The sequence below is a fragment of the Pseudomonas sp. RIT-PI-q genome (assembly GCF_001297125.1).
Taxonomy (GTDB): Bacteria; Pseudomonadota; Gammaproteobacteria; order Pseudomonadales; family Pseudomonadaceae; genus Aquipseudomonas.
This window is the reverse complement of sequence record NZ_LHPC01000051.1, coordinates 137,531-162,201: the sequence shown is the minus strand read 5'-3', so window position 1 is coordinate 162,201 and position 24,671 is coordinate 137,531. Positions and strand designations below refer to the sequence as shown.

The 24,671-nt window shown below is 59.8% G+C and carries 24 protein-coding genes, 3 tRNA genes and 1 pseudogene; 21 read left to right on the top strand and 7 right to left on the bottom strand.

What is annotated here, in order from left to right; genetic code table 11:
- Nucleotides 1-197: 197 nt before the first annotated feature.
- A pseudogene (locus tag AEQ67_RS34345) lies at nt 198-269 on the top strand (methyl-accepting chemotaxis protein); the annotation flags it as partial.
- Nucleotides 270-472: 203 nt separating this feature from the next.
- Here AEQ67_RS34345 and AEQ67_RS27450 read toward each other — a convergent pair.
- Entirely contained in the window at nt 473-1,231 is a 759-nt protein-coding gene (locus AEQ67_RS27450) for a hypothetical protein (protein ID WP_059406898.1), read from the bottom strand.
- A gap of 391 nt (nt 1,232-1,622) precedes the next feature.
- Between AEQ67_RS27450 and AEQ67_RS27445 the strand changes: the two genes are divergently transcribed.
- From AEQ67_RS27445 to AEQ67_RS27435, 3 genes are all read left to right on the top strand, one after another.
- Nucleotides 1,623-1,698, top strand: a tRNA-Glu gene (locus AEQ67_RS27445).
- A 182-nt stretch (nt 1,699-1,880) separates the two neighbouring features.
- Nucleotides 1,881-1,953 (top strand) — tRNA-Glu (locus AEQ67_RS27440).
- A 5-nt stretch (nt 1,954-1,958) separates the two neighbouring features.
- Nucleotides 1,959-2,034 (top strand) — tRNA-Gly (locus tag AEQ67_RS27435).
- Between the two features lie 119 nt (nt 2,035-2,153).
- Here AEQ67_RS27435 and AEQ67_RS27430 read toward each other — a convergent pair.
- The 3 genes from AEQ67_RS27430 to AEQ67_RS27420 form a co-directional block, all read right to left on the bottom strand.
- On the bottom strand, nt 2,154-2,792 hold the full coding sequence (locus AEQ67_RS27430) for a LysE family translocator (protein WP_059406897.1): 639 nt from the start codon (nt 2,790-2,792) through the stop codon (nt 2,154-2,156).
- A 1-nt stretch (nt 2,793) separates the two neighbouring features.
- Nucleotides 2,794-3,564 (bottom strand): 2OG-Fe(II) oxygenase, encoded by a 771-nt coding sequence (locus AEQ67_RS27425; protein WP_059406896.1) that lies wholly within the window; start codon nt 3,562-3,564, stop codon nt 2,794-2,796.
- A gap of 92 nt (nt 3,565-3,656) precedes the next feature.
- On the bottom strand, nt 3,657-4,283 hold the full coding sequence (locus tag AEQ67_RS27420) for a hypothetical protein (protein ID WP_059406895.1): 627 nt from the start codon (nt 4,281-4,283) through the stop codon (nt 3,657-3,659).
- Nucleotides 4,284-4,374: 91 nt separating this feature from the next.
- Here AEQ67_RS27420 and AEQ67_RS27415 point away from each other — a divergent pair, with 91 nt between their 5' ends.
- Nucleotides 4,375-5,361 carry a LysR family transcriptional regulator gene (locus AEQ67_RS27415; RefSeq protein ID WP_059406894.1) on the top strand — a complete coding sequence of 329 codons (987 nt, stop codon included), beginning with the start codon at nt 4,375-4,377 and terminating at the stop codon, nt 5,359-5,361.
- A 149-nt stretch (nt 5,362-5,510) separates the two neighbouring features.
- On the opposite strand, the gene AEQ67_RS27410 is transcribed toward AEQ67_RS27415, so the two are convergent.
- Both AEQ67_RS27410 and AEQ67_RS27405 read right to left on the bottom strand, forming a co-directional pair.
- Nucleotides 5,511-5,918 carry a PA2817 family protein gene (locus tag AEQ67_RS27410; protein ID WP_027924016.1) on the bottom strand — a complete coding sequence of 136 codons (408 nt, stop codon included), beginning with the start codon at nt 5,916-5,918 and terminating at the stop codon, nt 5,511-5,513.
- A gap of 84 nt (nt 5,919-6,002) precedes the next feature.
- On the bottom strand, nt 6,003-8,450 hold the full coding sequence (locus AEQ67_RS27405; protein WP_059406893.1) for an acyl-CoA dehydrogenase: 2,448 nt from the start codon (nt 8,448-8,450) through the stop codon (nt 6,003-6,005).
- Nucleotides 8,451-8,698: 248 nt separating this feature from the next.
- Between AEQ67_RS27405 and AEQ67_RS27400 the strand changes: the two genes are divergently transcribed.
- From AEQ67_RS27400 to AEQ67_RS27385, 4 genes are all read left to right on the top strand, one after another.
- Nucleotides 8,699-9,358 (top strand): transglutaminase-like domain-containing protein, encoded by a 660-nt coding sequence (locus tag AEQ67_RS27400; RefSeq protein ID WP_059406892.1) that lies wholly within the window; start codon nt 8,699-8,701, stop codon nt 9,356-9,358.
- Between the two features lie 43 nt (nt 9,359-9,401).
- The gene (locus AEQ67_RS27395) at nt 9,402-10,025 is read left to right on the top strand and encodes a glutathione S-transferase family protein (RefSeq protein WP_059406891.1); all 624 of its coding nucleotides are present in this window, start codon (nt 9,402-9,404) and stop codon (nt 10,023-10,025) included.
- Nucleotides 10,026-10,157: 132 nt separating this feature from the next.
- On the top strand, nt 10,158-11,090 hold the full coding sequence (locus AEQ67_RS27390) for an ABC transporter ATP-binding protein (protein WP_059406890.1): 933 nt from the start codon (nt 10,158-10,160) through the stop codon (nt 11,088-11,090).
- Nucleotides 11,087-11,866 (top strand): ABC transporter permease, encoded by a 780-nt coding sequence (locus AEQ67_RS27385; protein WP_059406889.1) that lies wholly within the window; start codon nt 11,087-11,089, stop codon nt 11,864-11,866. The genes AEQ67_RS27390 and AEQ67_RS27385 overlap by 4 nt, the downstream gene beginning before the upstream one ends.
- 545 nt (nt 11,867-12,411) lie before the next feature.
- On the opposite strand, the gene AEQ67_RS27380 is transcribed toward AEQ67_RS27385, so the two are convergent.
- Nucleotides 12,412-12,930: a DUF2062 domain-containing protein gene (locus AEQ67_RS27380; RefSeq protein WP_059406888.1), complete on the bottom strand. Its 519-nt coding sequence runs from the start codon at nt 12,928-12,930 to the stop codon at nt 12,412-12,414.
- Between the two features lie 136 nt (nt 12,931-13,066).
- On the opposite strand from AEQ67_RS27380, the gene AEQ67_RS27375 reads away from it, so the two are divergent.
- The 12 genes from AEQ67_RS27375 (at nt 13,067) to AEQ67_RS27320 (ending at nt 24,511) form a co-directional block, all read left to right on the top strand.
- Nucleotides 13,067-15,286, top strand: a complete 2,220-nt coding sequence (locus AEQ67_RS27375) for a DNA internalization-related competence protein ComEC/Rec2 (RefSeq protein ID WP_059406887.1) — start codon at nt 13,067-13,069, stop codon at nt 15,284-15,286.
- 98 nt (nt 15,287-15,384) lie between these two features.
- On the top strand, nt 15,385-16,020 hold the full coding sequence (locus tag AEQ67_RS27370; protein ID WP_059406886.1) for a MotA/TolQ/ExbB proton channel family protein: 636 nt from the start codon (nt 15,385-15,387) through the stop codon (nt 16,018-16,020).
- The gene (locus AEQ67_RS27365; RefSeq protein WP_059406885.1) at nt 16,017-16,448 is read left to right on the top strand and encodes an ExbD/TolR family protein; all 432 of its coding nucleotides are present in this window, start codon (nt 16,017-16,019) and stop codon (nt 16,446-16,448) included. The genes AEQ67_RS27370 and AEQ67_RS27365 overlap by 4 nt, the downstream gene beginning before the upstream one ends.
- Complete coding sequence (gene lpxK / locus AEQ67_RS27360) at nt 16,448-17,458, top strand: tetraacyldisaccharide 4'-kinase (RefSeq protein ID WP_059406884.1); 1,011 nt, start codon at nt 16,448-16,450, stop codon at nt 17,456-17,458. The genes AEQ67_RS27365 and lpxK overlap by 1 nt, the downstream gene beginning before the upstream one ends.
- 25 nt (nt 17,459-17,483) lie before the next feature.
- On the top strand, nt 17,484-17,669 hold the full coding sequence (locus AEQ67_RS27355) for a Trm112 family protein (protein WP_007945752.1): 186 nt from the start codon (nt 17,484-17,486) through the stop codon (nt 17,667-17,669).
- Nucleotides 17,666-18,430: a 3-deoxy-manno-octulosonate cytidylyltransferase gene (kdsB, locus tag AEQ67_RS27350; protein ID WP_059406883.1), complete on the top strand. Its 765-nt coding sequence runs from the start codon at nt 17,666-17,668 to the stop codon at nt 18,428-18,430. The genes AEQ67_RS27355 and kdsB overlap by 4 nt, the downstream gene beginning before the upstream one ends.
- Nucleotides 18,430-18,894 carry a low molecular weight protein-tyrosine-phosphatase gene (locus AEQ67_RS27345; protein WP_059406882.1) on the top strand — a complete coding sequence of 155 codons (465 nt, stop codon included), beginning with the start codon at nt 18,430-18,432 and terminating at the stop codon, nt 18,892-18,894. Before kdsB ends, AEQ67_RS27345 begins: the two co-directional genes overlap by 1 nt.
- Complete coding sequence (gene murB, locus AEQ67_RS27340; RefSeq protein ID WP_059406881.1) at nt 18,891-19,910, top strand: UDP-N-acetylmuramate dehydrogenase; 1,020 nt, start codon at nt 18,891-18,893, stop codon at nt 19,908-19,910. The genes AEQ67_RS27345 and murB overlap by 4 nt, the downstream gene beginning before the upstream one ends.
- 242 nt (nt 19,911-20,152) lie before the next feature.
- A complete protein-coding gene (locus tag AEQ67_RS27335; RefSeq protein ID WP_008152370.1) occupies nt 20,153-20,623 on the top strand; it encodes a (2Fe-2S)-binding protein in 471 nt (156 codons plus the stop codon).
- Nucleotides 20,620-22,941: a xanthine dehydrogenase family protein molybdopterin-binding subunit gene (locus AEQ67_RS27330; protein WP_059406880.1), complete on the top strand. Its 2,322-nt coding sequence runs from the start codon at nt 20,620-20,622 to the stop codon at nt 22,939-22,941. Before AEQ67_RS27335 ends, AEQ67_RS27330 begins: the two co-directional genes overlap by 4 nt.
- Nucleotides 22,941-23,924, top strand: a complete 984-nt coding sequence (locus tag AEQ67_RS27325) for an XdhC family protein (RefSeq protein WP_059406879.1) — start codon at nt 22,941-22,943, stop codon at nt 23,922-23,924. The genes AEQ67_RS27330 and AEQ67_RS27325 overlap by 1 nt, the downstream gene beginning before the upstream one ends.
- The gene (locus tag AEQ67_RS27320) at nt 23,921-24,511 is read left to right on the top strand and encodes a nucleotidyltransferase family protein (RefSeq protein ID WP_059406878.1); all 591 of its coding nucleotides are present in this window, start codon (nt 23,921-23,923) and stop codon (nt 24,509-24,511) included. Before AEQ67_RS27325 ends, AEQ67_RS27320 begins: the two co-directional genes overlap by 4 nt.
- Nucleotides 24,512-24,671 lie beyond the last annotated feature (160 nt).

Sequence of the window (24,671 nt, the reverse complement as noted above, 5' to 3'; positions counted from 1 at the left end):
ATTTTGCTTTTAAAAAACAGAGTCAAAAGATCGCAGCCTCGTTTCACTCGACAGCTCCTACAGGGCAAAAAAAAGCCACCGGTCTGGGTGGCTTTTCTTCTTTTTCCTGATCAGTCGTAGGTTACTTTCTTCTTCCAGTCCGCGTCGGCCTCGACGTCTTTCAAGCCTTCGGTCAACTGGTTAACTTCGCCTTCGACAGCGTGGCTGAACAGACCAACCTGTTGGCGCTCAACGCGGCCATCGAAGCGGCGCGGGCCGGTGAGCAGGGCATGGTGGGGCACTTCCGGCTTTGATGTTTGCTCGATCTATGGCCCCCACCCTTCTGTAGGAGCTGTCGAGTAAAACGAGGCTGCGATCTTTTGACTTTGTTTTTTAAAAGCAAAATCAAAAGATCGCAGCCTCGTTTTACTCGACAGCTCCTACAGGGCAAAAAAAAGCCACCGGTCTGGGTGGCTTTTCTTCTTTTTCCTGATCAGTCGTAGATTACTTTCTTCTTCCAGTCCGCATCAGCCTCTACGTCTTTCAACCCTTCGGTCAATTGGTTCACTTCGCCTTCCACCGGCGCGATGTTGTCCATGACTTGTGCGTTGGCGCGAGCCAGGAGTTTTTCCAGGTATTCCAGCTGTTCGGCGTAGATCTGCGGTTCCTGCTGTTTGCGCAGGTATTGCACGCCGCGTTCGAATGCCAGGCGGGCCTGGCCAGGCTGGTTCTGTTGCAGGGAGTGTTGGCCGAGGTTGTTGAAAAATTCGATGTGCAGCAGGACCAGGATGTGGCGAACTTCGCGGATCCAGCGTTTGGCTTCGTTGGTTGGCAGGAAGCCATCGTGTGCGGCGCGGGTGATTTGGCCGTGCAGGGCTTCGAGCAGGAAACGTACGTCTTTGGCTTTGGCTTCGGTCTGGATCGGCGCCGGCGGGTTGTTGACCGGGATCGATTCGCCCTGGGCAATCAGTGCGCTCAGTTCGCCAATGCGAGCCTTTAGGTTGGCGCTGGTTTTTTCCAGGTGGAGCAGGCGCTGGCAGACGTTCAGCTCCAGCCGGGTCAACAGCAGCTTGAGCGCCGGCGTCATCAGCTGACCCGGGAAGGTCTCGGTGATTTCACCGCAGCGACGCAAGCGATCGTTGAGTTCTACCTTGGTACGGGCCTTTTCCAGCTTGTTGTTTTCCACCACATGGTTCATGTAGCCAATGGCGATCAATAGTGCGATCCCGGCTACGACTAGCAGGGTGATCATGAGTGGCGTCACCGGTAAGACCTCTTTATAGGGTTTGCGTGCGAGTGTAGTGGCTGGGCATTTGGGCGCCCAGGACCGCTCGACGAGTTGAATCGGCTGTGGCTTTGTTGATATCGGCCATCGTTCTACTTATCTAAATGCTGGCAAATATGTGTCGGATTGCCATCATCTTGTCGCCGTCGACTATAACGCCTTGGTGGAAGCCAGAATATAGGCGTCAATGATCAGGCGACGGAAAACCCTGAAAGGCGTCCGAAAGCAGGTCGAAGTCATTGATTTAAATAAATTTATAGTTGGGGGTTGACGACCCCTCAATCCATCCATAGAATGCGCGCCACTTACAGCGTAAAGCACACAGCGAAACGCGGTAGGCAGTGAATGTTGTACGTGTGTCCCCTTCGTCTAGTGGCCTAGGACACCGCCCTTTCACGGCGGTAACAGGGGCTCGAGTCCCCTAGGGGACGCCAATGCGGGGAAAGCCCAGGTGGTAGAGCACGACCTTGCCAAGGCGGGGGCGCGAGGTCGAGGCTCGTTTCCCGCTCCAATTTTAAACAGCGTTGCTTTCGGGCAGGGCTGAGTGAAACCAGAACCGGTATCTTCGGATACGGATTTGGGCACTGAAATACACACCATGTGTTTCAGTTAGCGTGTCCCCTTCGTCTAGTGGCCTAGGACACCGCCCTTTCACGGCGGTAACAGGGGTTCGAGTCCCCTAGGGGACCCCTTTGCGGGAATAGCTCAGTTGGTAGAGCACGACCTTGCCAAGGTCGGGGTCGCGAGTTCGAGTCTCGTTTCCCGCTCCATATTTAACGAAAACGCCGCTCAGCAATGAGCGGCGTTTTTGTTTGCGCGTTATTTAGCTTTCATCCCATAAAAAGGCCCGCCAGTCAGACTGAGCGGGCCTTTTACATGTTCGGGGTGTTTACATCGACAGAATCAACCGCCCGGCAAACAGGATCAGAATCACCCCCATCGTCCGCTCGAACCAGTGCCCCATGCGCATAAACAGCAATCGCACCCTGCTGCTTGAAAAGAACAGCGCGACGATGACAAACCACAACGCATTCACAAAACACATCCAGACCCCATACAGCGCCTGAATCTTCAGCGGTGTCGTGGCACTGATGATCGTGGTGAAGATCGCCAGGAAAAACAAGGTGGCCTTGGGGTTGGTGGCGTTGGTCAAAAAACCCGTGGTAAACGCCTTCAACAAGGTTTGTTCTACGACCGGTTCGTCTGCACCTTTGTCGCCTTCCAGCACGGTTTTCGGTTGGCTGCGCAGCAGGCTGACACCGAGGTACAGAATGTACGCACCGCCGACGACCTTGGCCACCGTCAACAGCCAGGGCAACGTGTGCATCAACGCGCCGACCCCGAGCAGGGTGTACAGCACATGCACGGAAATGCCTGCGCCGATGCCCAGTGCCGTGCAGATTCCCACCCATCGGCCGAAACGTACGCTCTGGCGGATGGTGACGGCGAAGTCCGGTCCGGGTGCGACCACGGCCAGGAAGTGGATAGTCGCCAGCGCCAGGAACTCGCCCAGGTAATTCGAAAGCATCTCAACTCCAGTAGGTAAGGGGTGAAGCATTGCCGCGATAACCGACAAAGAATGAAAGGCTCAAGCGCGGATCGGCCACGCCCGGTGTCACCGAGTGCATGCGGCGCGAATTGAACATGATGAAATCTCCCGGTTCAGGACGAATCTCCAGGGCTGGAGGACCGAGCAAGGCCGGGTCGATGCCGTAACTGTCGCCACGCATTTCGTCGAACTGCTCCGGGGAAATGTCGTCGTCCCATATCTGCAGTGCGCCGCCTTCGGTGGGCATGTTCAGGTAAACGTTGCAGGCGAACTGCGCTTCCAGGCTTCGGGCCTGGAAACTGTCCGGGGCATCCTTGGCGAAAATGTCGTGGTGGGCCAGAAAGCACACCCCGGGTTTCACCACCCGGGACAGCCCCACATACATTTTGCGACCGTAGAGGTTTTCCAGGTGTGCACCCGCCGGCCACGTCTCGTCGAGCATGCAGCGCAGGGTGTCGACCGGGGACGAGTAGGGGGCACAACGGTCGCGCAGTTCCGCAATGTTGCGCGTGGCGCGTTCGAAGTAATCTTCGATCAATAGCGGCTGGTTCTCCGCTTCATAAAACGCCATGCCGATGCGACCGATACTCGGCGCGTTGATGTACCCCTCGAAGCCAGGGGCGAGGATCTTGTCGCCGATCTGCAGCGCCAGTGGTCGGGGCAGAAAGCCTTTGACGCGGATGGCGAGGACTTCTTGGTTGGCCAGTTTTTTTATGCACGTCTCATCGAGACGCTCGACGTCAAGCATCATGTCTTAGGTCCATCTAACAGAGAGTCAACGGAACCGGCGAATGCAGGTTCCCCCGGCGTGAGGCGATGGCTGCGGTGCCACCGCCCAAATGCTCAATCCACGCTGTAGTGGACTGACAGCGTTCCCTTTTTTTGCGAAAGGGCGGCGATCGTGACTGTGCCCAAATCCTTCAGGCTACGTACATGGGTGCCGCCGCAGCCGTAGGCGGGCAGTTCACCGAAACCGATTTCCCGGGCGCCTTCGCGCAACGACGTCAAGCGCGGCAGGTCATGCGCGATCCACTGCTCGATACCGAACTGAATGGTCTGGGCATCGACGTCTTGTGCACTCTCCGCCGGTTTGAACTGCACACGTCCTTCGCCCGGCCAGTGATGCGCCTTGATCGGCATCCAGCCCATCGCCTGGACAAAGTGCCCGATCAGATGGCCGGCGGAATGCATGCGCGTATTGAACTGGCGACGTTGTTCGTCGACCCGAATCTGGATCATCCCGAGTTTCACCGGGTGCTCGACGAAATGGATGATCCGGTCAGGGTCCTGAACCACCCGCAGCACACGGCTTTCACCGATCCAGCCAGTGTCAGAGGGTTGCCCGCCGCCCTGTGGGTGAAACAGCGTGGCACGCAGCACCACGGCGAATTCGTTCTCGTGGGGCGTGCAATCCAGGACTTCCACGTTAGCCTTGAGATCATCACTATGGAAAAAGAGGCGAAGCGTCATATTCCATGCCCTAATTAACATTTCTATTTTTCATTATATGAAGCATGGAATTGCGTGATAATCCGTTCAAACATCAAAGGACTGTTGCGCTGTGAGCATAAATCTTCCACTGCCACTGCTGGGTGAAATGGCGATTTTCGTCAAGGTTGTCGAGACCGGCAGTTTCTCCGAGGCGGCTCGCCAGTTGGGGTCTTCACCCTCGGCGGTCAGTCGCAGCATTTCGCGACTCGAAAAGGCGCTCGCCACCCGATTGCTGCAACGAACTACGCGCAAGTTGCGTTTGAGCGACGGTGGGGAAGAGGTGTTCAAGCGTTGCCAGGAGATGGTCAGCGCGGCCAAGTCGGTGATGGAAATCAGCGGTCAATTCACCCATGAAGCAGAAGGGCTGGTGCGCGTCAGCGTGCCGAAAGCGGTGGGGCGATTCGTGATTCACCCGCACATGCCGGAGTTTCTACGGCGGTATCCCAAAGTGGATGTGGAGTTGTTGCTGGAGGATCGCCAGGTGGATTTGATCGACGACAACGTCGACCTGGCGATTCGTATCACCGACCGGCCACCCGCAGGACTGGTGGGGCGGCAATTGTTGACCATCGACCATTTGCTCTGCGCAACGCCGCAGTACCTGGCCGAACACGGCACGCCGACCCATCCCCACGATTTGCTCAATCACAGTTGCATCTACCTGGGCGAAACCCCGAGCGATGCGCGCTGGAAATTCAAGAAAGGCACCAAGGCTGTGACGGTTGGTGTACGCGGACGTTACGCCGCCAACCACACCGGGGTGCGCTTGGGCGCGGTATTGCAGCACATCGGGATTGGCAGCCTGCCGTATTTCACCGCGCGGTATGCGCTGGAGCAGGGGTTGATCGTGCAGGTGCTGCCGGACTGGACTTTCCTCGCTTCTTATCACGGCGGCGCATGGTTGCTGCATTCACCGACCCGTTACCTGCCGCCGAAGCTGCGGGTGTTTATCGACTATCTGGTGGAGTGCCTGGAAAAGGAGCCGACCCTGAGCAAGCCGGGTAAGCCAAAAGTAGCGGCGGAATATGAGTTGCCCGAGAGTGATGGGTTGCTCTGACGGGCGCCTTCGCGGGCAAGCCTCGCTCCTACAAGGTGTTGTGCAATCCCTGTAGGAGCGAGGCTTGCCCGCGAAGGCGTCGTCGGCAATGCCACAAAAAAAAGGCCCGCATGAATCACCATGCGGGCCTTTTGCATTGCTGATCAGGATCAGTGCTTGCTGTCGTCGTTCGACATCGCCAGCAGCTGTTTTTCCTGGTTCCAGTCGAACGGTTCATCGTTCTGTTCGGCTTCGAAACGACGTTCTTCCAGCGCCTGGTACAAGTCGATTTCATCGTCCGGCATGTAATGCAGGCAGTCACCGGCGAAATACCACAGCAGGTCGCGCGGGACCAGGTGGGCGATTTGCGGGTAACGGGTTATCACCTGGCACAAGATGTCCTGGCCCAGGTATTGGCTTTCGATCGGATCGACCGGCAGCAGCGCACGCAGTTCGTCGAAGCGCTCCAGGAACAAGGCATGGCTTTCTTCGGGAACCTGTTCGGCCTCACCTACGGCGACCAGGATGCTGCGCAGGTGGTCGAGCAAGACAAGATGATCGGCAACGACATTGGACACGAGATAAGTCCTCAAGAGCAAAACGGGCGCAGGAGTATAAAGCTCCTGCGCCCTTTTTCCCATGGTAGAGCATGGTTTGCTGGATCAGCGGACCTTGCCTTCCGCCAGCGCCAACTCCTCTTTGTCGAAATCATCGACATCAATCACCTTGCGTCGCGCCGCTTCGGCCTCACGCAGGGTCTGTGCTTCCACCGGCTGCAACACACCCGCTTCCAGCGCGGCATCAATGGCGTGTTCCCCGGCGGCGGGTTTGACCTGGCCGCTTTTGAGCGCCACATGCAGTTTTTTCTGCAACGGCTGCGCTGCGTTCAACAGGTTGCACGCATGTTGCAGAGCACCGACGGCATCATCAGCCGATTGCGGACGGTAGCAACCGCCGAGCAATTCCTCGAGGGTCGGATCGCCTTTGGCACGACCAATCACTGCAGCGACTTCGGCACCGAGTTTGTCCGATGGCCCTTTGTGGCGGCGGCCGAACGGGAACACGATCACCCGCAGCAGGCAACCCAGCACCTTGTTCGGGAAGTTGCTCAGCAGCTCATCCAGCGCCCGTTCCGACTGGCCCAGGCTTTCTTCCATGGCCCAGGTAAACAGCGGCGCCATGTGCTCCGGCGAATCGAGGTCGTGATAACGCTTGAGCGCGGCGGAGGCCAGGTACAGGTTGCTGAGCACATCCCCCAGTCGCGCCGACAGACGCTCGCGACGTTTCAGTTCCCCGCCCAGCAGCATCATGCTCAGGTCGGCGAGCATCGCGAACGCCGCCGCCTGACGGTTGAGCGCACGGAAGTAACCCTGGCTGAGCTTGTCGCCTGGTGCGTGTTCGAAGTGACCGAAACCAAGGTTCAGCACCAGGGTGCTGGCGGCGTTGCTTACGGCAAAACCGATGTGCTTGAGCAACAGGCCATCGAATTCCGTGAGCGCCTGATCCTTGTCCTCGCGACCGGCGAGGGCCATTTCTTTCAGCACGAATGGATGGCAGCGAATCGCGCCCTGGCCGAAGATCATCAGGTTGCGCGAGAGAATGTTGGCGCCTTCCACGGTGATGAAGATCGGCGCGCCATTCCAGCTGCGACCGAGGTAGTTGTTCGGCCCCATGATGATCGCCTTGCCGCCATGAACGTCCATGGCGTGGCTGATGCACTCGCGGCCGCGCTCGGTGAGGTGGTACTTGAGAATCGCCGACAGCACCGAGGGTTTTTCGCCCAGATCCACCGCGTTGGCGGTCAACATTCGCGCAGCGTCCATCATCCAGGCGTTACCGCCGATGCGCGCCATGGCTTCCTGAATACCTTCAAACGCCGACAGCGGAACATTGAACTGTTCACGCACCTGCGCATATTGGCCCGTCACCAGGCTGGTGAACTTCGCCGCGCCAGTGCCGACCGCCGGCAACGAAATCGAGCGCCCGACCGACAGGCAATTCATCAGCATCATCCAGCCTTTGCCGAGCATTTCCTGGCCGCCGATGAGGAAGTCCAGCGGCACGAACACGTCCTTGCCGGAGTTCGGGCCGTTCATGAACGCGGCGCCCAGCGGCAAGTGACGACGGCCGATTTCAACACCGGCGGTATCGGTCGGGATCAATGCCAGGCTGATGCCCAGGTCTTCCTTGTCACCCAGCAGGTGGTCCGGGTCGTAAGCCTTGAAGGCGAGGCCGAGGAGGGTGGCCACCGGGCCCAGCGTGATGTAGCGCTTTTCCCAATTCAGGCGCAGGCCGAGGGTTTCCTTGCCTTCCCATTCGCCTTTGCAGATGACGCCGGTGTCGGGCATGGCGCCGGCGTCGGAGCCGGCCAATGGCCCGGTCAACGCGAAACATGGAATGTCATCGCCGCGCGCCAGCCGTGGCAGGTAATGGTTGCGTTGTTCGTCGGTGCCGTAATGCAACAGCAGTTCGGCCGGACCTAGGGAGTTGGGGACCATCACGGTGGAGGCGAGGTCGCCACTGCGGGTCGCCAGTTTCATCGCCACTTGCGAGTGGGCATAAGCCGAGAAGCCTTTGCCGCCAAACTCTTTGGGAATGATCAGGGCGAAGAAGCCGTTTTCCTTGATGTGGGTCCAGGCCTCGGCCGGCAGGTCCATGTCTTGCCCGATCTGCCAGTCGCTGACCATCGCGCAGAGTTCGTCGGTCGGGCCGTCGATGAAGGCCTGTTCCTCTTCACTCAACTGCGCTTTTGGATAGGACAGCAGCTTGTTCCAGTCCGGGCGGCCGCTGAACAGTTCACCGTCCCACCACACCGTGCCGGCGTCGATGGCGTCGCGTTCGGTTTGCGACATCGGCGGCAGGGTTTTCTGGAACCAGTTGAACAGCGGCGCGCTGCAGAATTTGCGGCGCAGGTCGGGCAGCAACAAAGGCGCCGCGACGGCTGCGATCAATACCCAGAAAATCAGCAGCAACCAGCCGGGTGCGCGGCTGAAGGCACCCATCGCCACCAGATAGAGGGCAACAATGCCCAGGGCGGGCAACGGGGCGATACGGCGGTGAGCTAACCAGGCAATCCCGACAACCAGAACCAGTATCCACAACAGCAGCATATTTAATCCTCCGTGAAACCAGGGCAAACCAACCTTCAGAGCTTAGACGGCATCCGCAAAACAGGGTGGTCAGAGCGATGTGTTTGAATTCGTGGGAAACCTTGGATGAGTTTTGTAGGCCCGGTTGGCAACAGGCCTGGGAAATCGTTCGCTGGGCGGGCGACAAAGCGTCCATGTTTGGCCGAAACGTCGTTATCTCTGTGCTGAACGTGTCGATAGACTCGTGGCTTCCCCAGGAGATTATTCTCATGCACGAGTACCTGAGTCCCGGCCGCTTCATCGATAGTGACCACCCGTCGGTGGTGGAGTTCGCCGAAACACATCGCGGCAGTCGTCGCGATCCACTCGAGCAGGCGATCAATCTTTATTACGCCGTGCGCGAGGCCGTGCGTTACAACCCCTACACCTTCAGCCGCGACCCGCAAACCTTGCGCGGCAGTTATGCGCTGGCGGCCGGGGAAAGTTATTGCGTGCCAAAAGCCACGCTACTGGCCGGGTGCGCCCGGCATTGCGCGATCCCCGCGCGTATCGGGCTGGCGGACGTGCGCAATCATTTGTCGACGCCGCGCCTGCTCGAATTGCTCAAGAGCGACGTGTTCGCCATGCATGGCTACACCGAGCTGTACCTGAACGGTCGCTGGGTCAAGGCGACGCCAGCGTTCAATCAAGGTTTGTGTGAACTGTTCAATGTCGCGCCGCTGGAGTTCGACGGGATCAACGACAGTGTTTTCCATCCCTTCAATCGCGATGGCGAGCAGTTGATGGAGTATGTGGTGGATCACGGCCAGTTCACCGACGTGCCCGAAGCGTTCTTTTTCGAGCACCTGCAAAAGTGCTATCCGCATCTGTTCAGCGAGCAACTGCCGACACTGCTGGGGGACATGCAGAGCGATTTGAGTCGCGCCTGATCCGGCGTATGCTGCCTGCGCATTCATCCATAAAGAGGCGGTCATGCTGAAGATCTGGGGTCGGAAAAATTCGTCGAATGTCAGAAAACCGTTGTGGGCTGCCGAGGAGCTGGGCCTGGCCTATGAAGCCATCGATGCGGGCGGCGCCTTTGGTGTAGTCGATACACCGGAATACCGCGCGATGAACCCCAATGGTCGCGTGCCGGTGATTGAAGACGACGGTTTCGTGCTGTGGGAATCCAACGCCATTGTGCGTTACCTGATGGCTCTGCATGCCAATGGCACGGCCTGGTATCCGGAAGATCCAAAAAACCGCGCCACCGCCGACAAGTGGATGGACTGGGCCACTTCAAGTTTTGCCGGCCCGTTCCGCACGGTGTTCTGGGGTGTATTGCGTACGCCGGCAGATCAGCAGGACTGGTCGGCCATCCACGCCGCGATCAAAGAATGTGACGGCCTGTTGGCGATGGCCGATCACGCGTTGGCTACCCAACCGTACCTGTCGGGCGATGAGATCGGCATGGGCGATATCCCCCTGGGCAGTTTCATTTATGCCTGGTTCGAGATGCCGATCGAACGCGCGCCGCAGCCTCATCTTGAAGCCTGGTATGCCCGCTTGAAACAGCGTCCGGCGTATCAGAAAGCCGTTATGACCGCGTTGACTTAATACTCACTATCGACACACTTGACTGTACTTGTGTGGCGGCGACAAGCACCATTGCGCTCATGCGCCGTGGTTGAACTGATCGCCGCCCGCCCTTATTTCTTCCTTTCCTCCCTTCTTGGTGCGTAATCCGATATGAGTTCCGCTCTGTCCATCCGGCAGCTAACCAAAACCTACGGCAACGGTTTCCAGGCCCTGAGTGGTATCGATCTGGACGTCGCCGAAGGTGACTTTTTCGCCTTGCTCGGCCCTAACGGCGCCGGCAAATCCACGACCATCGGCATTCTCTCGACCCTGGTGAACAAGACCAGCGGCACGGTGAATATTTTTGGTAACGACCTGGACAAGAACCCTGCGCAGCTCAAACGCTCCATCGGCGTGGTGCCCCAGGAATTCAACTTCAACCAGTTCGAAAAGACTTTCGATATCGTCGTGACCCAGGCCGGTTACTACGGCATTCCGCCGAAAGTCGCCAAGGAACGCGCCGAGCAATACCTGACCCAATTGGGGTTGTGGGACAAGCGCGATGTGCCGTCGCGTTCACTGTCCGGTGGCATGAAGCGTCGCCTGATGATCGCCCGCGCGCTGGTTCACGAGCCGCGCTTGCTGATCCTCGACGAACCGACGGCGGGTGTGGACATCGAACTGCGTCGCTCGATGTGGACCTTCCTCACCGAGCTGAACAGGAAAGGCATCACCATCATCCTCACCACCCACTATCTGGAGGAGGCTGAGCAGTTGTGCCGCAACATCGGCATCATCGACCACGGCACCATCGTCGAGAACACCAGCATGAAACAGTTGCTCGGCCAACTGCATGTGGAAACGTTCTTGCTCGACATGAAAAACGATCTGAAAGTGGCGCCGCAGTTGCTCGGTTACGCCAGCAAACTGCTCGACAGCCACACTTTGGAAGTCCAGGTGGACAAGTCCATGGGCATCACCGCGTTGTTCACTCAGTTGGCGCAGCAGAACATCGAAGTGCTGAGCCTGCGTAACAAAACCAATCGCCTCGAGGAGTTGTTCGTGTCCCTGGTGGAGAAAAATCTGTCGAAGGTGGCGGTATGAGTTCCGAGCTGCAACCCAACTTAGTTGCCCTCAATACCATCGTTTACCGTGAGGTCAGACGCTTCACGCGGATCTGGCCGCAGACGTTGCTGCCGCCGGCGATCACCATGGTTCTGTACTTCGTGATCTTCGGTAATCTGATTGGCCGGCAAATTGGTGATATGGGTGGCTTCACCTATATGGAATACATCGTGCCGGGGTTGATCATGATGTCGGTGATCACTAACTCCTATGGCAACGTGGTCTCGAGTTTTTTTGGTAGCAAGTTTCAGCGATCGATTGAAGAGTTGATGGTGTCGCCGGTGTCGCCGCATACGATTCTGATCGGCTACACCTTGGGTGGCGTGCTGCGTGGGTTGATGGTCGGGATTATCGTGACGCTGCTGTCGCTGTTCTTCACGCATTTGCAGGTGCATCACCTGGGTGTGACCATTTTGGTGGTGGTGCTGACGGCGACGATCTTTTCGCTGCTGGGTTTTATCAATGCGGTGTTTGCGCGCAACTTTGATGATATTTCGATTATTCCGACGTTTGTGCTGACGCCTCTGACTTACCTCGGCGGGGTGTTTTACTCGATTACGTTGCTGCCGCCGTTTTGGCAGACGGTGTCGTTGGCTAACCCGGTGTTGCATATGGTTAACGCGTTCCGTTACGGCATTCTTGGGGTTTCGGACATTAAGATCAGTGTCGCGATTACCTTTATGTTGGTGGCGACTGTGGCGCTTTATATTGGCTGCGCGAGATTGTTGGTTAGTGGGCGGGGGATGCGTACCTAGGTTCTTTGGTTTGTGTACATATCCGGTTTTGTGGTGATGGCGGCTAATGGTTACGCTTTTACAACACGGCGACCTGCGTCCCCTGTAGGAGCTGGCTTGCCAGCGAAGGTCGTCAACGATGACGCGTTCCGACAGGATAAACGTGGCACATTCGAATGCTTCGCTGGCAAGCCAGCTCCTACAGTAACCGTGTCATCCCCCAATCCCCTGTAGGAGCTGGCTCGCCAGCGAAGGTCGTTAAAGATGACGCGTTCCAACAGGATAAACATGGCGCATTCGAATGCTTCGCTGGCTAGCCAGCTCCTACAGTAACCGTGTCATCCCCCAATCCCCTGTAGGAGCTGGCTTGCCAGCGAAGGTCGTCAACGATGACGCGTTCCAACAGGATAAACGTGGCACATTCGAATGCTTCGCTGGCAAGCCAGCTCCTACAGGGGAGGGTGGTTTTTAAAAGCGAAACCGTCAGCCGCCGCAACCTCAGCAACGGATATACCCCCAATCAAAAAGCAAAAAAAAGGCCTCCCACCACGGAGGCCTTTCCACATTCACAACATCCGCTTTTTCTTGCGCCGAGCCCACTGCCGCCCAACCCACCACCGCCAATACAGCATGGTCAAACAATAGGCCAATGCCCCGAGCACCAACCCCGTCACCACCGAGCCAAGCAAAAACGGCTGCCACAACGTAGAGAGTTCACCACTGATCCATTCCCAGGTCAGTTCGTCAGGCAAATGACGAGCAGGAACATCCATCAACCAGGCACCCGTCTGATAGGTACAAAAGAACACCGCCGGCATGGTAATCGGGTTAGTCAGCCAGACCAGACTCACCGCTATCGGCATATTGCCACGCACCAAAATCGCCAGGATGGCCGCCACCAGCATCTGCAACGGAATCGGCAGGAAAGCCGCGAACAACCCCACCGCCATGGCCCGCGCGACGGAGTGCCGGTTGAGGTGCCAGAGGTTCGGGTCATGCAGCAGGGTGCCGAGAAAGCGTAAGGATTTGTGTTCCCTGATGCTCGTCGGGTCTGGCATGTAACGTTTGAATAAGCGCCGGGGCATAAGGCTTCTCGGTCGGTTAAGGCGGCAAGTATGTCTGGATTCTATGAGTCGCCCATTCAGACTTTGTGACAATTGATATCCACGGTCGTGCGGCGGCCCGGCTATGCCTAGGGAAGGAACTCTCAAGGACGGGCTTATGCGCACAGGGATGATGGCGCTGGCGCTGGGGTTGCTGGCCCTGCGTTTTTTACCGGTTTTACCACCGGTCTGGTTGTGGCTGTTGTTGCCGGTAGTGGGTTTGATGATGCTGCCGTTCAGGACTTACCCGGTGGCGTTCTTCCTGTTCGGTCTCAGTTGGGCGTGCGCGAATGCGCAGTGGGCGCTGGATGATCGCCTGCCAAAAAGCCTGGATGGCGAAACCCGTTGGATCGAAGGCCGGGTAACGGGATTGCCGCAGAACAATGAAGATGTCGTGCGTTTCGAATTGGCGGACGCCCGGTCGCGACACACCAGGGTGCCGCAACTGATACGCCTGGCCTGGTACGACGGGCCACCCGTGAACAGCGGCGAATATTGGCGACTGGCGGTCAAGTTGAAGCGTCCTGCCGGGCTGCTCAACCCTCATGCGTTCGATTACGACGCCTGGCTGCTGGCCCAACACATCGGCGCCACAGGTACGGTCAAGGATGGCGAGCGGCTGATGGAGGCCCGGTGGGCCTGGCGCGATGGTATCCGTCAGCGTTTGCAGGCCGTGGATGCCCAAGGACGAACAGGAGCGCTGACGGCGTTGGTGCTAGGGGACGGCGCCGGGCTGAGTCGTGAGGACTGGCAGGCTCTGCAAGACACCGGCACCGTGCACCTGTTGGTGATTTCCGGCCAGCACATCGGTTTGCTGGCAGGGCTGGTGTACCTGCTGATCGCCGGGCTGGCCCGTTACGGTCTGTGGCCAAACCTGCCCTGGCTACCGTGGGCGTGTAGCCTCGCATTCGCCGCGGCGCTCGGTTATGGGCTGCTGGCGGGCTTCGAAGTGCCGGTGCGTCGGGCCTGTGTGATGATCGGCCTGGTGCTGCTGTGGCGGCTGCGGTTTCGCCATCTCGGCGCCTGGTGGCCGCTGTTACTGGCGCTCGACAGCGTTTTGCTGCTCGACCCATTGGCGAGCCTGCAACCGGGTTTCTGGTTGTCGTTCGCGGCGGTAGCGGTGCTGATCTTCACCTTCGGCGGTCGCCTGGGACCCTGGCGATGGTGGCAAACCTGGACTCGCGCGCAATGGCTGATCGCGATCGGCCTGTGTCCAGTGTTGCTGGTGCTGGGGCTGCCGATCAGTCTCAGCGGGCCCTTGGTCAATCTGCTGGCGGTGCCGTGGATCAGTCTGGTGGTGTTGCCGCCGGCTTTGCTTGGGACTCTGCTGTTGCCAGTGCCTTATGTGGGCGAAAGTTTGCTGTGGCTGGCGGGAGGTTTGATCGACTGGCTGTTCAAATGCCTGGCGTTGATGGCCGGTCAGGTCCCCGCGTGGGTGCCGCCGGCCATCCCCATAGGGGTGTGGGCCCTCAGTACATTCGGTGCCTTTCTACTATTGCTGCCGCGCGGCGTGCCCATGCGCCCGTTGGGCTGGCCGATGCTGCTGTTACTGGTATTTGCGCCCAAGCAATCGTTGCCAGAAGGGGTTGCCGACATCTGGCAGCTGGATGTCGGTCAAGGATTGGCCATTCTGGTGCGCACCCGTCATCACACCCTGCTGTATGACACCGGACCGCGTTTCGGCGATTTCGACCTGGGCGAACGGGTGGTACTGCCATCGTTACGCAAACTGGGCGTGGACGGCCTCGACCTGATGCTGATCAGTCATGCCGACGCCGATCATGCTGGCGGCGCACGGGCCGTTGCCAATGGGCTGCCGGTGACGCGGGTTATCAGTGGCGATCCACTGGCATTGCCGGCCGAACTACACGCCGGGCCCTGTGAAAGTGGTCGGCAATGGATCTGGGACGATGTCCGGTTCCAGCTCTGGCAATGGCCGCTTGCCACCGATAGCAATCAAAAGTCCTGCGTCCTGCAGATCGAAGCCAATGGCGAGCGATTGCTGCTGACCGGTGACATCGACAGCGCAGCCGAACGAGCGCTGCTCGAAAGCCCATTGGCCATGACCACCGATTGGTTGCAGGCGCCGCACCATGGCAGTCGCAGTTCGTCATCCATGGCGCTGCTGGCCGGGTTGCAACCAAAAGCGGTGTTGATCTCCCGAGGCAACGGCAATTCCTTCGGACATCCCCATCCTACCGTCGTGGCACGCTATCGAAAGCGCGGCATGCTGATCCATGACAGCGCGGAGCAGGGTGCCATTCATCTGCAACTGGGACGTTTCCAACCGCCCCGGTCGATGCGTCAAGAACGGCGTTTCTGGCGCTCGCCGCAATAACCGCGAGCTATTAAACCCCGACCGGATGCGACATCACGGTCTTCGGTGCGCCCACCCCCTATGTTAGAGTGGCGCACTTTTTCGAGGGGACTGTCACTGTGTGGGAATTGGTTAAATCCGGCGGCTGGATGATGATTCCGATCATTCTGAGTTCCATCGCGGCAATGGCTATCGTTGCCGAGCGTCTCTGGACCCTGCGCGCCAGCCGTGTAACCCCGGAGCACTTGCTCGGTCAGGTCTGGGTCTGGATCAAGGACAAACAACTCAATAAAGACAAACTCAAGGAACTGCGCGCCAACTCCCCGTTGGGCGAGATCCTGGCTGCGGGCCTGGCTAACTCCAGGCACGGTCGCGAGATCATGAAAGAGTGCATCGAAGAGGCTGCCGCGCGGGTCATTCATGAGCTTGAGCGCTACATCAACGCCCTCGGCACCATTGCCGCCATGGCGCCGTTGCTGGGCCTGCTGGGTACGGTGCTGGGCATGATCGATATCTTCAGTTCGTTCATGGGCACTGGCATGACTACCAACGCCGCAGTGCTGGCCGGCGGTATTTCCAAAGCCTTGATCACCACGGCGTCGGGTCTGATCGTCGGTATCCCGTCGGTGTTCTTCCACCGTTTCCTGCAACGGCGAATCGATGAACTCGTCGTGGGCATGGAACAGGAAGCCATCAAGCTGGTTGAAGTGGTGCAGGGCGACCGCGACGTGGACCTGGCTGAGGGCCGAGCGTGAAATTCCGCCGCAAGCAACGGGAGAACGTGGACATCAACCTCGTGTCGCTGATCGACGTGGTGTTTGTCCTGCTGCTGTTTTTCGTGGTGACCACCACCTTTACCCGGGAAACCCAGTTGCGCGTCGAACTGCCGGAAGCAGCGAGCGGTTCGCCTGCCGAAGACCAGCAGGCCAAGCATCTGGACGTCGCCATCAGTGCCGAGGGCGTGTTCTCGGTGAACAATCAGCTATTGCCCAAGAACGATCTGGCGACCCTGATGGATGCGCTGCAAAAGGAATCGAGCGGTGACACCAACCTGCCGCTGTCCATCAGCGCCGATGGCAAGACCCAGCATCAGTCCGTCATCACCGCCATGGATGCCGCCGGCAAGCTCGGCTTCAGCCATCTGCGCATGACCACTGTCGAAGCGGCGCCGCCGACGCCCTGATGGCCATGTCTGATCGCTTGCTCGCCGCGTGGTATCAAGGTCATCCGGCCTTGAAGCTGTTGCAGCCGCTGGAGTGGTTGTATCGGCGCGTGGTCGTGAACAAGCGCAAGCGTTTTCTGGCGGGTGAGGGCGAGATCTATCAACCGCCGGTGCCGCTGATCGTGGTCGGTAATATCACCGTCGGTGGCACCGGCAAGACGCCGCTGATTCTGTGGATGATCCAGCATTGCCAGCGCAGCGGTTTGCGCGTCGGCGTGGTCAGCCGCGGTTACGGCGCCAAACCGCCGCAATTACCGTGGCGAGTCGAAGCCGATCAAAGTGCCGGGATCGCCGGCGATGAACCTTTGTTGATCGTCCAGCGCACCGGCGTGCCGTTGATGATCGACCCCGACCGCAGTCGCGCGGTCCAAGCCCTGCTGGCGAGTGAGCCGCTGGACCTGATCCTGTCCGACGACGGCATGCAGCATTACCGTCTGGCCCGGGACCTGGAGCTGGTGCTGATCGACGCCGCCCGAGGCCTGGGCAACCAGCGTTGCCTGCCGGCCGGGCCGTTGCGCGAACCGGTCGAGCGTCTGCAAAGTGTCGACGCGGTGCTCTATAACGGTGCCGCTGCCGATCGCGACGGTGGTTTTGCCTTCCAGTTGCAACCCACCGCACTGATCAACCTGCAAAGCGGCGAGCGGCGTCCCCTCGATCACTTTCCCCCAGGACAAGCCCTGCACGCCGTGGCCGGGATCGGCAATCCACAGCGTTTCTTCACGACCCTCGAAACGCTACACTGGCAGCCTGTCCCGCATGCGTTTGCCGACCACGCCGAGTACAGCGTCCAGGCCTTGAATTTCACACCGTCATTGCCATTGGTGATGACCGAAAAGGACGCGGTGAAGTGCCGTGCCTTCGCCGCCGCCGATTGGTGGTATCTGGCGGTCGATGCTGTGCCATCGCCGGCCTTCGTGGCCTGGTTCGATACGCAGCTGATGCGCCTGTTACCGGACCGTCTTTTGCCTTAAAACCGTTTTTATCCAGGGAATGCTCATGGACACCAAATTGCTCGACATCCTCGCTTGCCCGGTCTGCAAAGGCCCGCTCAAGCTCAGCGCCGACAAAACCGAGCTGATCAGTAAAGGCGCAGGTCTGGCGTACCCGATTCGCGATGGCATTCCGGTCATGCTCGAAACCGAAGCCCGCACCCTGACCACCGATGAGCGCCTGGATAAATGACCACACCTTTTACCGTTGTCATTCCATCGCGTTACGCCTCCACCCGCTTGCCGGGTAAACCGCTGCTGTTGATCGCCGGCAAGCCTATGGTCCAGCACGTCTGGGAACAGGCGAGCAAAAGCAGCGCCGAACGCATAGTGGTTGCCACTGACGATGCGCGCATCGCCGAGGCCTGCAAAGGCTTTGGCGCCGAAGTGGTGCTGACTCGTGAGGACCACAATTCCGGCACCGATCGCCTGGCCGAAGTCGCTGCGATTCTGGGCCTGGCGCCCGACGCGATTGTGGTCAACGTCCAGGGTGACGAGCCGTTGATCCCGCCGAGCGTGATCGATCAGGTCGCCGCCAACCTGGCCGCCCACACAGAAGCGCGCATGGCCACCCTGGCCGAGCCGATCGAAGACGTGGAAACCCTGTTCAACCCCAACGTGGTCAAGGTCGTCAGCGACCTCAATGGCCTGGCGCTGACCTTCAGTCGCGCGACGTTGCCGTGGGCGCGTGACGCCTTTGCCAAGAGTCGTGAGCAATTGCCGGAGGGCGTGCCGTACCGTCGCCACATCGGCATCTATGCCTACCGCGCCGGTTTCCTGCATGACTTCGTCAGCTGGGGCCCGTGCTGGCTGGAAAACACCGAATCCCTGGAACAACTGCGGGCCTTGTGGCACGGCGTGCGAATTCATGTCGCCGATGCACTGATCGCACCGCCAACGGGGGTCGACACCGTTGAAGACCTCGAGCGCGTTCGTCGCCTGCTGGAGGCCTGATGCGGGTTCTGTTCGTCTGCCTGGGCAACATCTGCCGTTCACCCACGGCCGAAGGCGTGCTGCGGCACAAACTGCGCGAAGCGGGGCTGGCCGATCAAATCGAAGTCGCCTCCGCCGGTACGGGTGACTGGCACATCGGCAAGGCGCCGGACAAGCGCAGTCAGGCTGCGGCCAGGCTACGCGGTTACGACCTGTCGGCCCAGCGCGCCCGGCAAGTGTCTCGTGCCGATTTCGCCACGTACGACCTGATCCTGGCGATGGACAACAGCAACCTGCGCAACCTCAAGGCCCTGCAACCGGCCAAGGGCAAGGCTGAACTGGACCTGTTCCTGCGTCGCTACCAGTCGGAAATCGACGAAGTCCCGGATCCGTATTACGACGGCGACCAGGGCTTTGAGCAGGTGCTCGACTTGATCGAGCGTGCCAGCGATCTGCTGGTGATCGAATTGAAGGGACGGTTATGAGTTTGCAGGTTCGACCGCAGGTTTCGCTCAAGCCGTTCAACAGCTTTGGCGTGGACGTCCAGGCCCGGTTGTTTGCCGAGGCCTACAGCGATGCCGACGTCCGCGAAGCCTTGGCGTATGCGGTGGAACACGATGTACCGCTGCTGGTGATTGGGGGCGGCAGCACCTTGCTGCTGACCGCCGATATCCAGTCGCTGGTGCTGCGCATGGCCACGCGCGGGATTCGCATCCTCAGCGATGACGGCAGCAACGTGGTGATCGAAGCCGAGGCCGGCGAGCCTTGGCATCCATTCGTGCAGCACACGCTGGCGCAGGGTTTGTCGGGGCTGGAAAACCTCAGCCTGATTCCCGGCACCGTCGGCGCCGCACCGATGCAAAACATCGGCGCCTATGGTGTCGAGATCAAAGACGTGTTCGCCGGCCTGACGGCGCTCGATCGCCAGACCGGCGAACTGCGCGACTTCACGTTGGCCGAGTGCAACTTCGCCTACCGCGACAGCCTGTTCAAACAGCAGCCGGGGCGTTGGTTGATCCTGCGCGTGCGGTTTGCCCTGGATCGTGCCGCGCACCTGCATCTGGAATACGGCCCGGTGCGTCAACGCCTGACCGAGCAAGGTATCGATCATCCGACCGCTACCGACGTCAGCCAGGCGATTTGCAGTATTCGCAACGAAAAGCTCCCGGACCCGGCGGTGCTGGGCAATGCCGGCAGCTTCTTCAAGAATCCGTTGGTGCCCGCAGCGCTGGTCGCCCGGCTCAAAGGTGAATACCCGGATCTGGTGGCTTATGCACAACCCGATGGGCAAATGAAACTGGCGGCGGGCTGGTTGATCGAGCGCGCGGGTTGGAAAGGTTTCCGTGAGGCCGATGCGGGTGTGCATAAATTGCAGGCACTGGTACTGGTCAATTACGGCGGCGCGACCGGGCTGCAATTGCTCGACCTGGCGCAGCGCATCCAGAAAGACATTTCAGAACGTTTCCATGTCGATCTGGAAATGGAGCCAAACCGGTATTGAGTCTAAGCTTTAAAGGCTGATTTCAAAGCCCTGCACAACTTCCATTGTGCAGGGCTTTTTTGTTAATGCTGGGTTAACTTAGCCACCTAACGATGCAAACGTTTGCTCCACCAAAGGCCCGATGCAGACGTCGCCGTCCGCATAAGAGAGCCCATCAGCCTGAGCGGATCTGCGTGATGCCAACCGCCAACCCACGGCGGCAGATTGCTCGACCCCATAACCGATAATATGCGGGCGTGCCCATGATTACCCTGAAGCTCAATGGTCAAGACCATCAACTCGACGTCACCGAGGATATGCCGCTGCTCTGGGCGATCCGCGACGTGGCCGGTTACAACGGCACCAAATTCGGCTGCGGCATGGGTCTGTGCGGCGCCTGCACCATCCATATCGAAGGCGCTCCGGCGCGCAGTTGCATCACGCCGATCGGCTCGGTGGTCGGCCAGAACGTCACCACCATCGATAACCTGCACGCCGACCCGGTCGGGCAAGTCGTCCAGCAAGCCTGGCTCGACACCGCCGTGGCCCAGTGCGGTTTTTGCCAGGGCGGGCAGATCATGTCCGCCACTGCGCTGCTCAAGACGAATCCGAACCCGAGCGACGAACAGATCGAAGAGGCGATGGTCGGCAATATTTGCCGGTGCGGCACCTACAACCGCATCAAGACCGCCATCCGCCAGGCATCCACTCACCTGAAGGAGGCCAAGGCATGAGCCCGTTACCGAATGATTTCGCCCTGAGCAACCTCAGTCGCCGTGGTTTCCTCAAAGGCGTGGGCGCCACCAGTGCGCTGGTGCTGGCCGCAAGCTGGGGCTGGCAGGATGCCTTCGCTGAAGAGAAAGAGAAGAAATTCGGTGCCGACGGCATGCCCCACGGCTGGATCGATGATCCGAAGGTGTACGTCAGCATCGCCGCTGACGGCAGTGTGACCGTGGTTTGCAACCGTTCGGAAATGGGCCAGGGCGTGCGCACCAGCCTGACCATGGTGGTGGCCGATGAGCTGGACGCCGACTGGGCAATGATGAAGGTGCAACAGGCGCCGGGCGACGAAGTGCGCTTCGGCAACCAGGATACTGACGGTTCGCGCAGCATGCGTCACTGGTACGAGCCGATGCGGCGTTGCGGCGCTGCCGCGCGGACCATGCTGGAACAAGCGGCTGCCGAGCAGTGGAAAGTGCCAGTCAGCGAGTGCCATGCGCAACTGCACAAAGTCATCCATAAACCGTCCGGTCGTGAACTCGGCTATGGCGCCTTGGCCGCTGCCGCAGGGGCTCTGCCAGTGCCGGCTCGCGACAGTCTGCGGCTCAAGCAACCGTCGGAATTCCGCTACATCGGCAAGGAAGGCACCAAGGCCATCGACGGGGCCGACATCGTCAATGGCCGCGCCATTTATGGTGCAGACGTGCACTTCGACGGTATGCTCTACGCCACCATTGCGCGCCCTGCGGTGTACGGTGGCAAGGTCAAATCCGTCGACTCCATCGCCGCCCTGAAAGTCCCTGGCGTGATCAAGGTCATCCAGATTGACAGCAGCCCGGTGCCGTCGGAGTTTCAACCGTTGGGTGGCGTGGCCGTGGTGGCCAGCAACACCTGGGCGGCGATCAAGGGCCGCGAGGCGTTGAAAATCGAGTGGGATGACGGCCCCAATGCCAGTTACGACTCGATCGCCTACCGCAAGGAAATTGAAGCCGCGTCGCTCAAACCCGGCAAAGTGGTGCGCAACACCGGCAATATCGAAGAGGCCATGGGCAGCGCCGACAGTACCCTGGAAGCGTCCTATTACCTGCCGCACCTGACGCAAGCGCCGATGGAACCAATGGTCGCCGTCGCCCGCTACAAGGACGGCGTGTGCGAAGCCTGGGCGCCGAGCCAAGCACCACAAGTCACCCGCACACGGATTGGCGAACGCCTCGGCATTCCGTTCGATAACGTCACTTTTAACGTCACCCTGCTAGGCGGTGGTTTCGGTCGCAAATCGAAACCGGACTTCATCATCGAAGCGGCCGTGCTCGCCAAGGAATTCCCCGGCAAGGCCGTGCGGGTGCAATGGACCCGTGAAGACGACATCCACTGCTCCTATTTCCACACCGTGTCGGCCGAATACCTGAAGGCCAGCCTGAACAAGGACGGCCTGCCTTCCGGCTGGTTGCACCGCACGGTGGCGCCGAGTATTACCGCGCTGTTCGCGCCGGGCATGAACCACGAGGCGGCTTTCGAGTTGGGCATGGGTTTCACCAACATGGCCTACGCGATTCCCAACGTGCGCCTGGAAAACCCGGAAGCGGCGGTCCACACCCGTGTCGGCTGGTATCGCTCGGTGTCGAACATTCCCCACGGTTTCGCCATTCAGAGCTTCGTCGACGAACTGGCGCACAAGGCCGGGCAGGATCCGCTCAAGTATCAGATCAAGCTGCTGGGCCCGGACCGTCAGATCGACCCGCGCACCTTGAGTGAAGAGTGGAACTACGGCGAGTCTCCCGAGCGTTATCCGATCGACACCGGCCGTTTGCGCACGGTGTTGGAAACCGCTGCCAAAGCCGCTGGTTGGGGCCGTGAATTGCCCAAGGGCCGAGGCTTGGGCCTGGCGGTGCATTACAGCTTCGTCACTTACGTGGCGGCGGTGATTGAAGTCGAAGTCAAAGACGACGGCACGTTGATTGTGCACAAGGCGGATATTGCGGTGGATTGCGGTCCGCAGATCAACCCCGAGCGGATTCGCGCGCAGTTCGAGGGCGCCTGTGTGATGGGCCTGGGCAACGCGGTGCTGGGGGAAATCAGCTTCAAGGACGGCAAGGTCCAGCAGGACAACTTCCACATGTACGAAGTGGCGCGCATGTCCCTGGCGCCGAAGGAAGTCGCGGTGCATCTGGTCACGCCGCCGGGCAACGTGCCATTGGGCGGTGTCGGTGAACCGGGCGTGCCGCCGATTGCACCTGCGCTGTGCAACGCGATCTTCGCCGCCACTGGCAAACGCATCCGCGCTCTGCCGGTCCGCTATCAGCTGCAGGGTTGGCAGAAGGCCCAGGCCTGATGGACAGCGTCGATCTGAATGTCCTGCGCAGCGTGCTGGAGTGGCGCCGCGCCGGTCAGCGAGTGGTGTTGTACAGCGTGGTCCAGACCTGGGGCACCGCGCCCCGGGCGCCTGGCGCGATGCTGGCCTTGCGCGAGGACGGCGTGGTGATTGGCTCGGTGTCCGGTGGGTGTGTCGAGGATGATTTGATTGCGCGGCTGCACGACGGGCGGATTCCGGCTGATGGGCCGCCGGTGCAGTTGATCACTTATGGGATTACCCGTGAGGAAGCCGCGCGCTTTGGTTTGCCCTGTGGCGGCACCTTGCGCCTGACCGAAGAGCGGGTTGGTGATCCGGCATGGCTCGACGAGTTGCTGAGGCGCTGCGAAGCGCATGAAATCGTCGCGCGTTCGCTGGATATTGTGACCGGCGAAGTGGTGTTGCAGCCGGCCAACAAGGCCGATGCACTGAGCTTTGACGGCAAAACCCTGCGCGCCATCTACGGGCCGCGCTGGCGGTTGTTGCTGATCGGCGCGGGGCAGTTGTCGCGGTATGTCGCCGAGATGGCGCGGTTGCTGGACTTCGAAGTGCTGATCTGCGATCCACGCACCGAGTTCGTCTATGGCTGGGAGGAGCAGCACGGCCGGTTTGTTTCCGGCATGCCCGACGAAGCGGTGTTGAGCATCCAGACCGACGAACGGACGGCCATCGTCGCGCTCACCCACGATCCACGACTGGATGACATGGCACTGCTCACGGCCCTGGACTCCAAGGCCTTTTATGTCGGTGCACTGGGTTCGCGGGTCAACAGCCTTAAGCGTCGGGATAACCTGGCTCAGCTAGGCTTGTCAGAAGAGGCCATCGAGCGGCTGCACGGCCCGATCGGCTTGCACATCGGCAGCCATACCCCGGCGGAAATCGCCTTGTCATTGCTGGCGGAAATCGTGGCAATCAAGAACGGCATAGAGCTGAAGCAGAAGAAGCCGTTGCAGGAGGCTGTATGAGTGAACCCATCGGCGTCATCGTGCTGGCGGCGGGGCAGGGCAGTCGTTTCCGGCAGGTGGCCGGTGCCGAAAAGGATAAGTTGCTGGCGGACTGTACTGGCCGTGATGGCGCGGTCCGTTCGGTGATCGAGCACGTGCTGGTGAACTTGCCGGCCTCGCTGGATAAACGCATTTTAGTGACCACCGAAGATCGCCCACAGGTGATCCGCATGGCCAAGGCCTATGGCTGCGAAATCGTGCTGATCGAATCAACCGGCATGGGTGACAGCATTGCGGCCGGGGTGGCTGCGTGTGCGCAGCTTGGCGGGTGGCTGATGGTGCTGGGGGATATGCCGTTTATCCTGCCGTCGAGTATCGAACAGGTGCTGGCGGGGATTGCTGATGACGTTATCAGCGTGCCGGTGCATGAGGGTGAGCTTGGGCATCCGGTGGGGTTTGGTCGCAGCTTCGGGCCGGGGTTGATGGCGTTATCCGGTGATCGTGGTGCCAAGTCGTTGTTTGCCTCGGCGAGGGTGGTTGAGGTGGCGGTGGATGATCTCGGGGTGTTGTGGGATGTGGATGTGCCTGAGAAGTTGGTGTTCGACTGATGGATCGCCATCGCGGGCAAGCCACGCTCCCACAGGTTTTGTGTCGTTCGCTGAATATGTGAACGACACAAAACCTGTGGGAGCGTGGCTTGCCCTCGATGAACGATAACGCGGTCCCGCTGCTTCGCCACAGACATAAAAAAAGCCCCGCCTGGGGTTA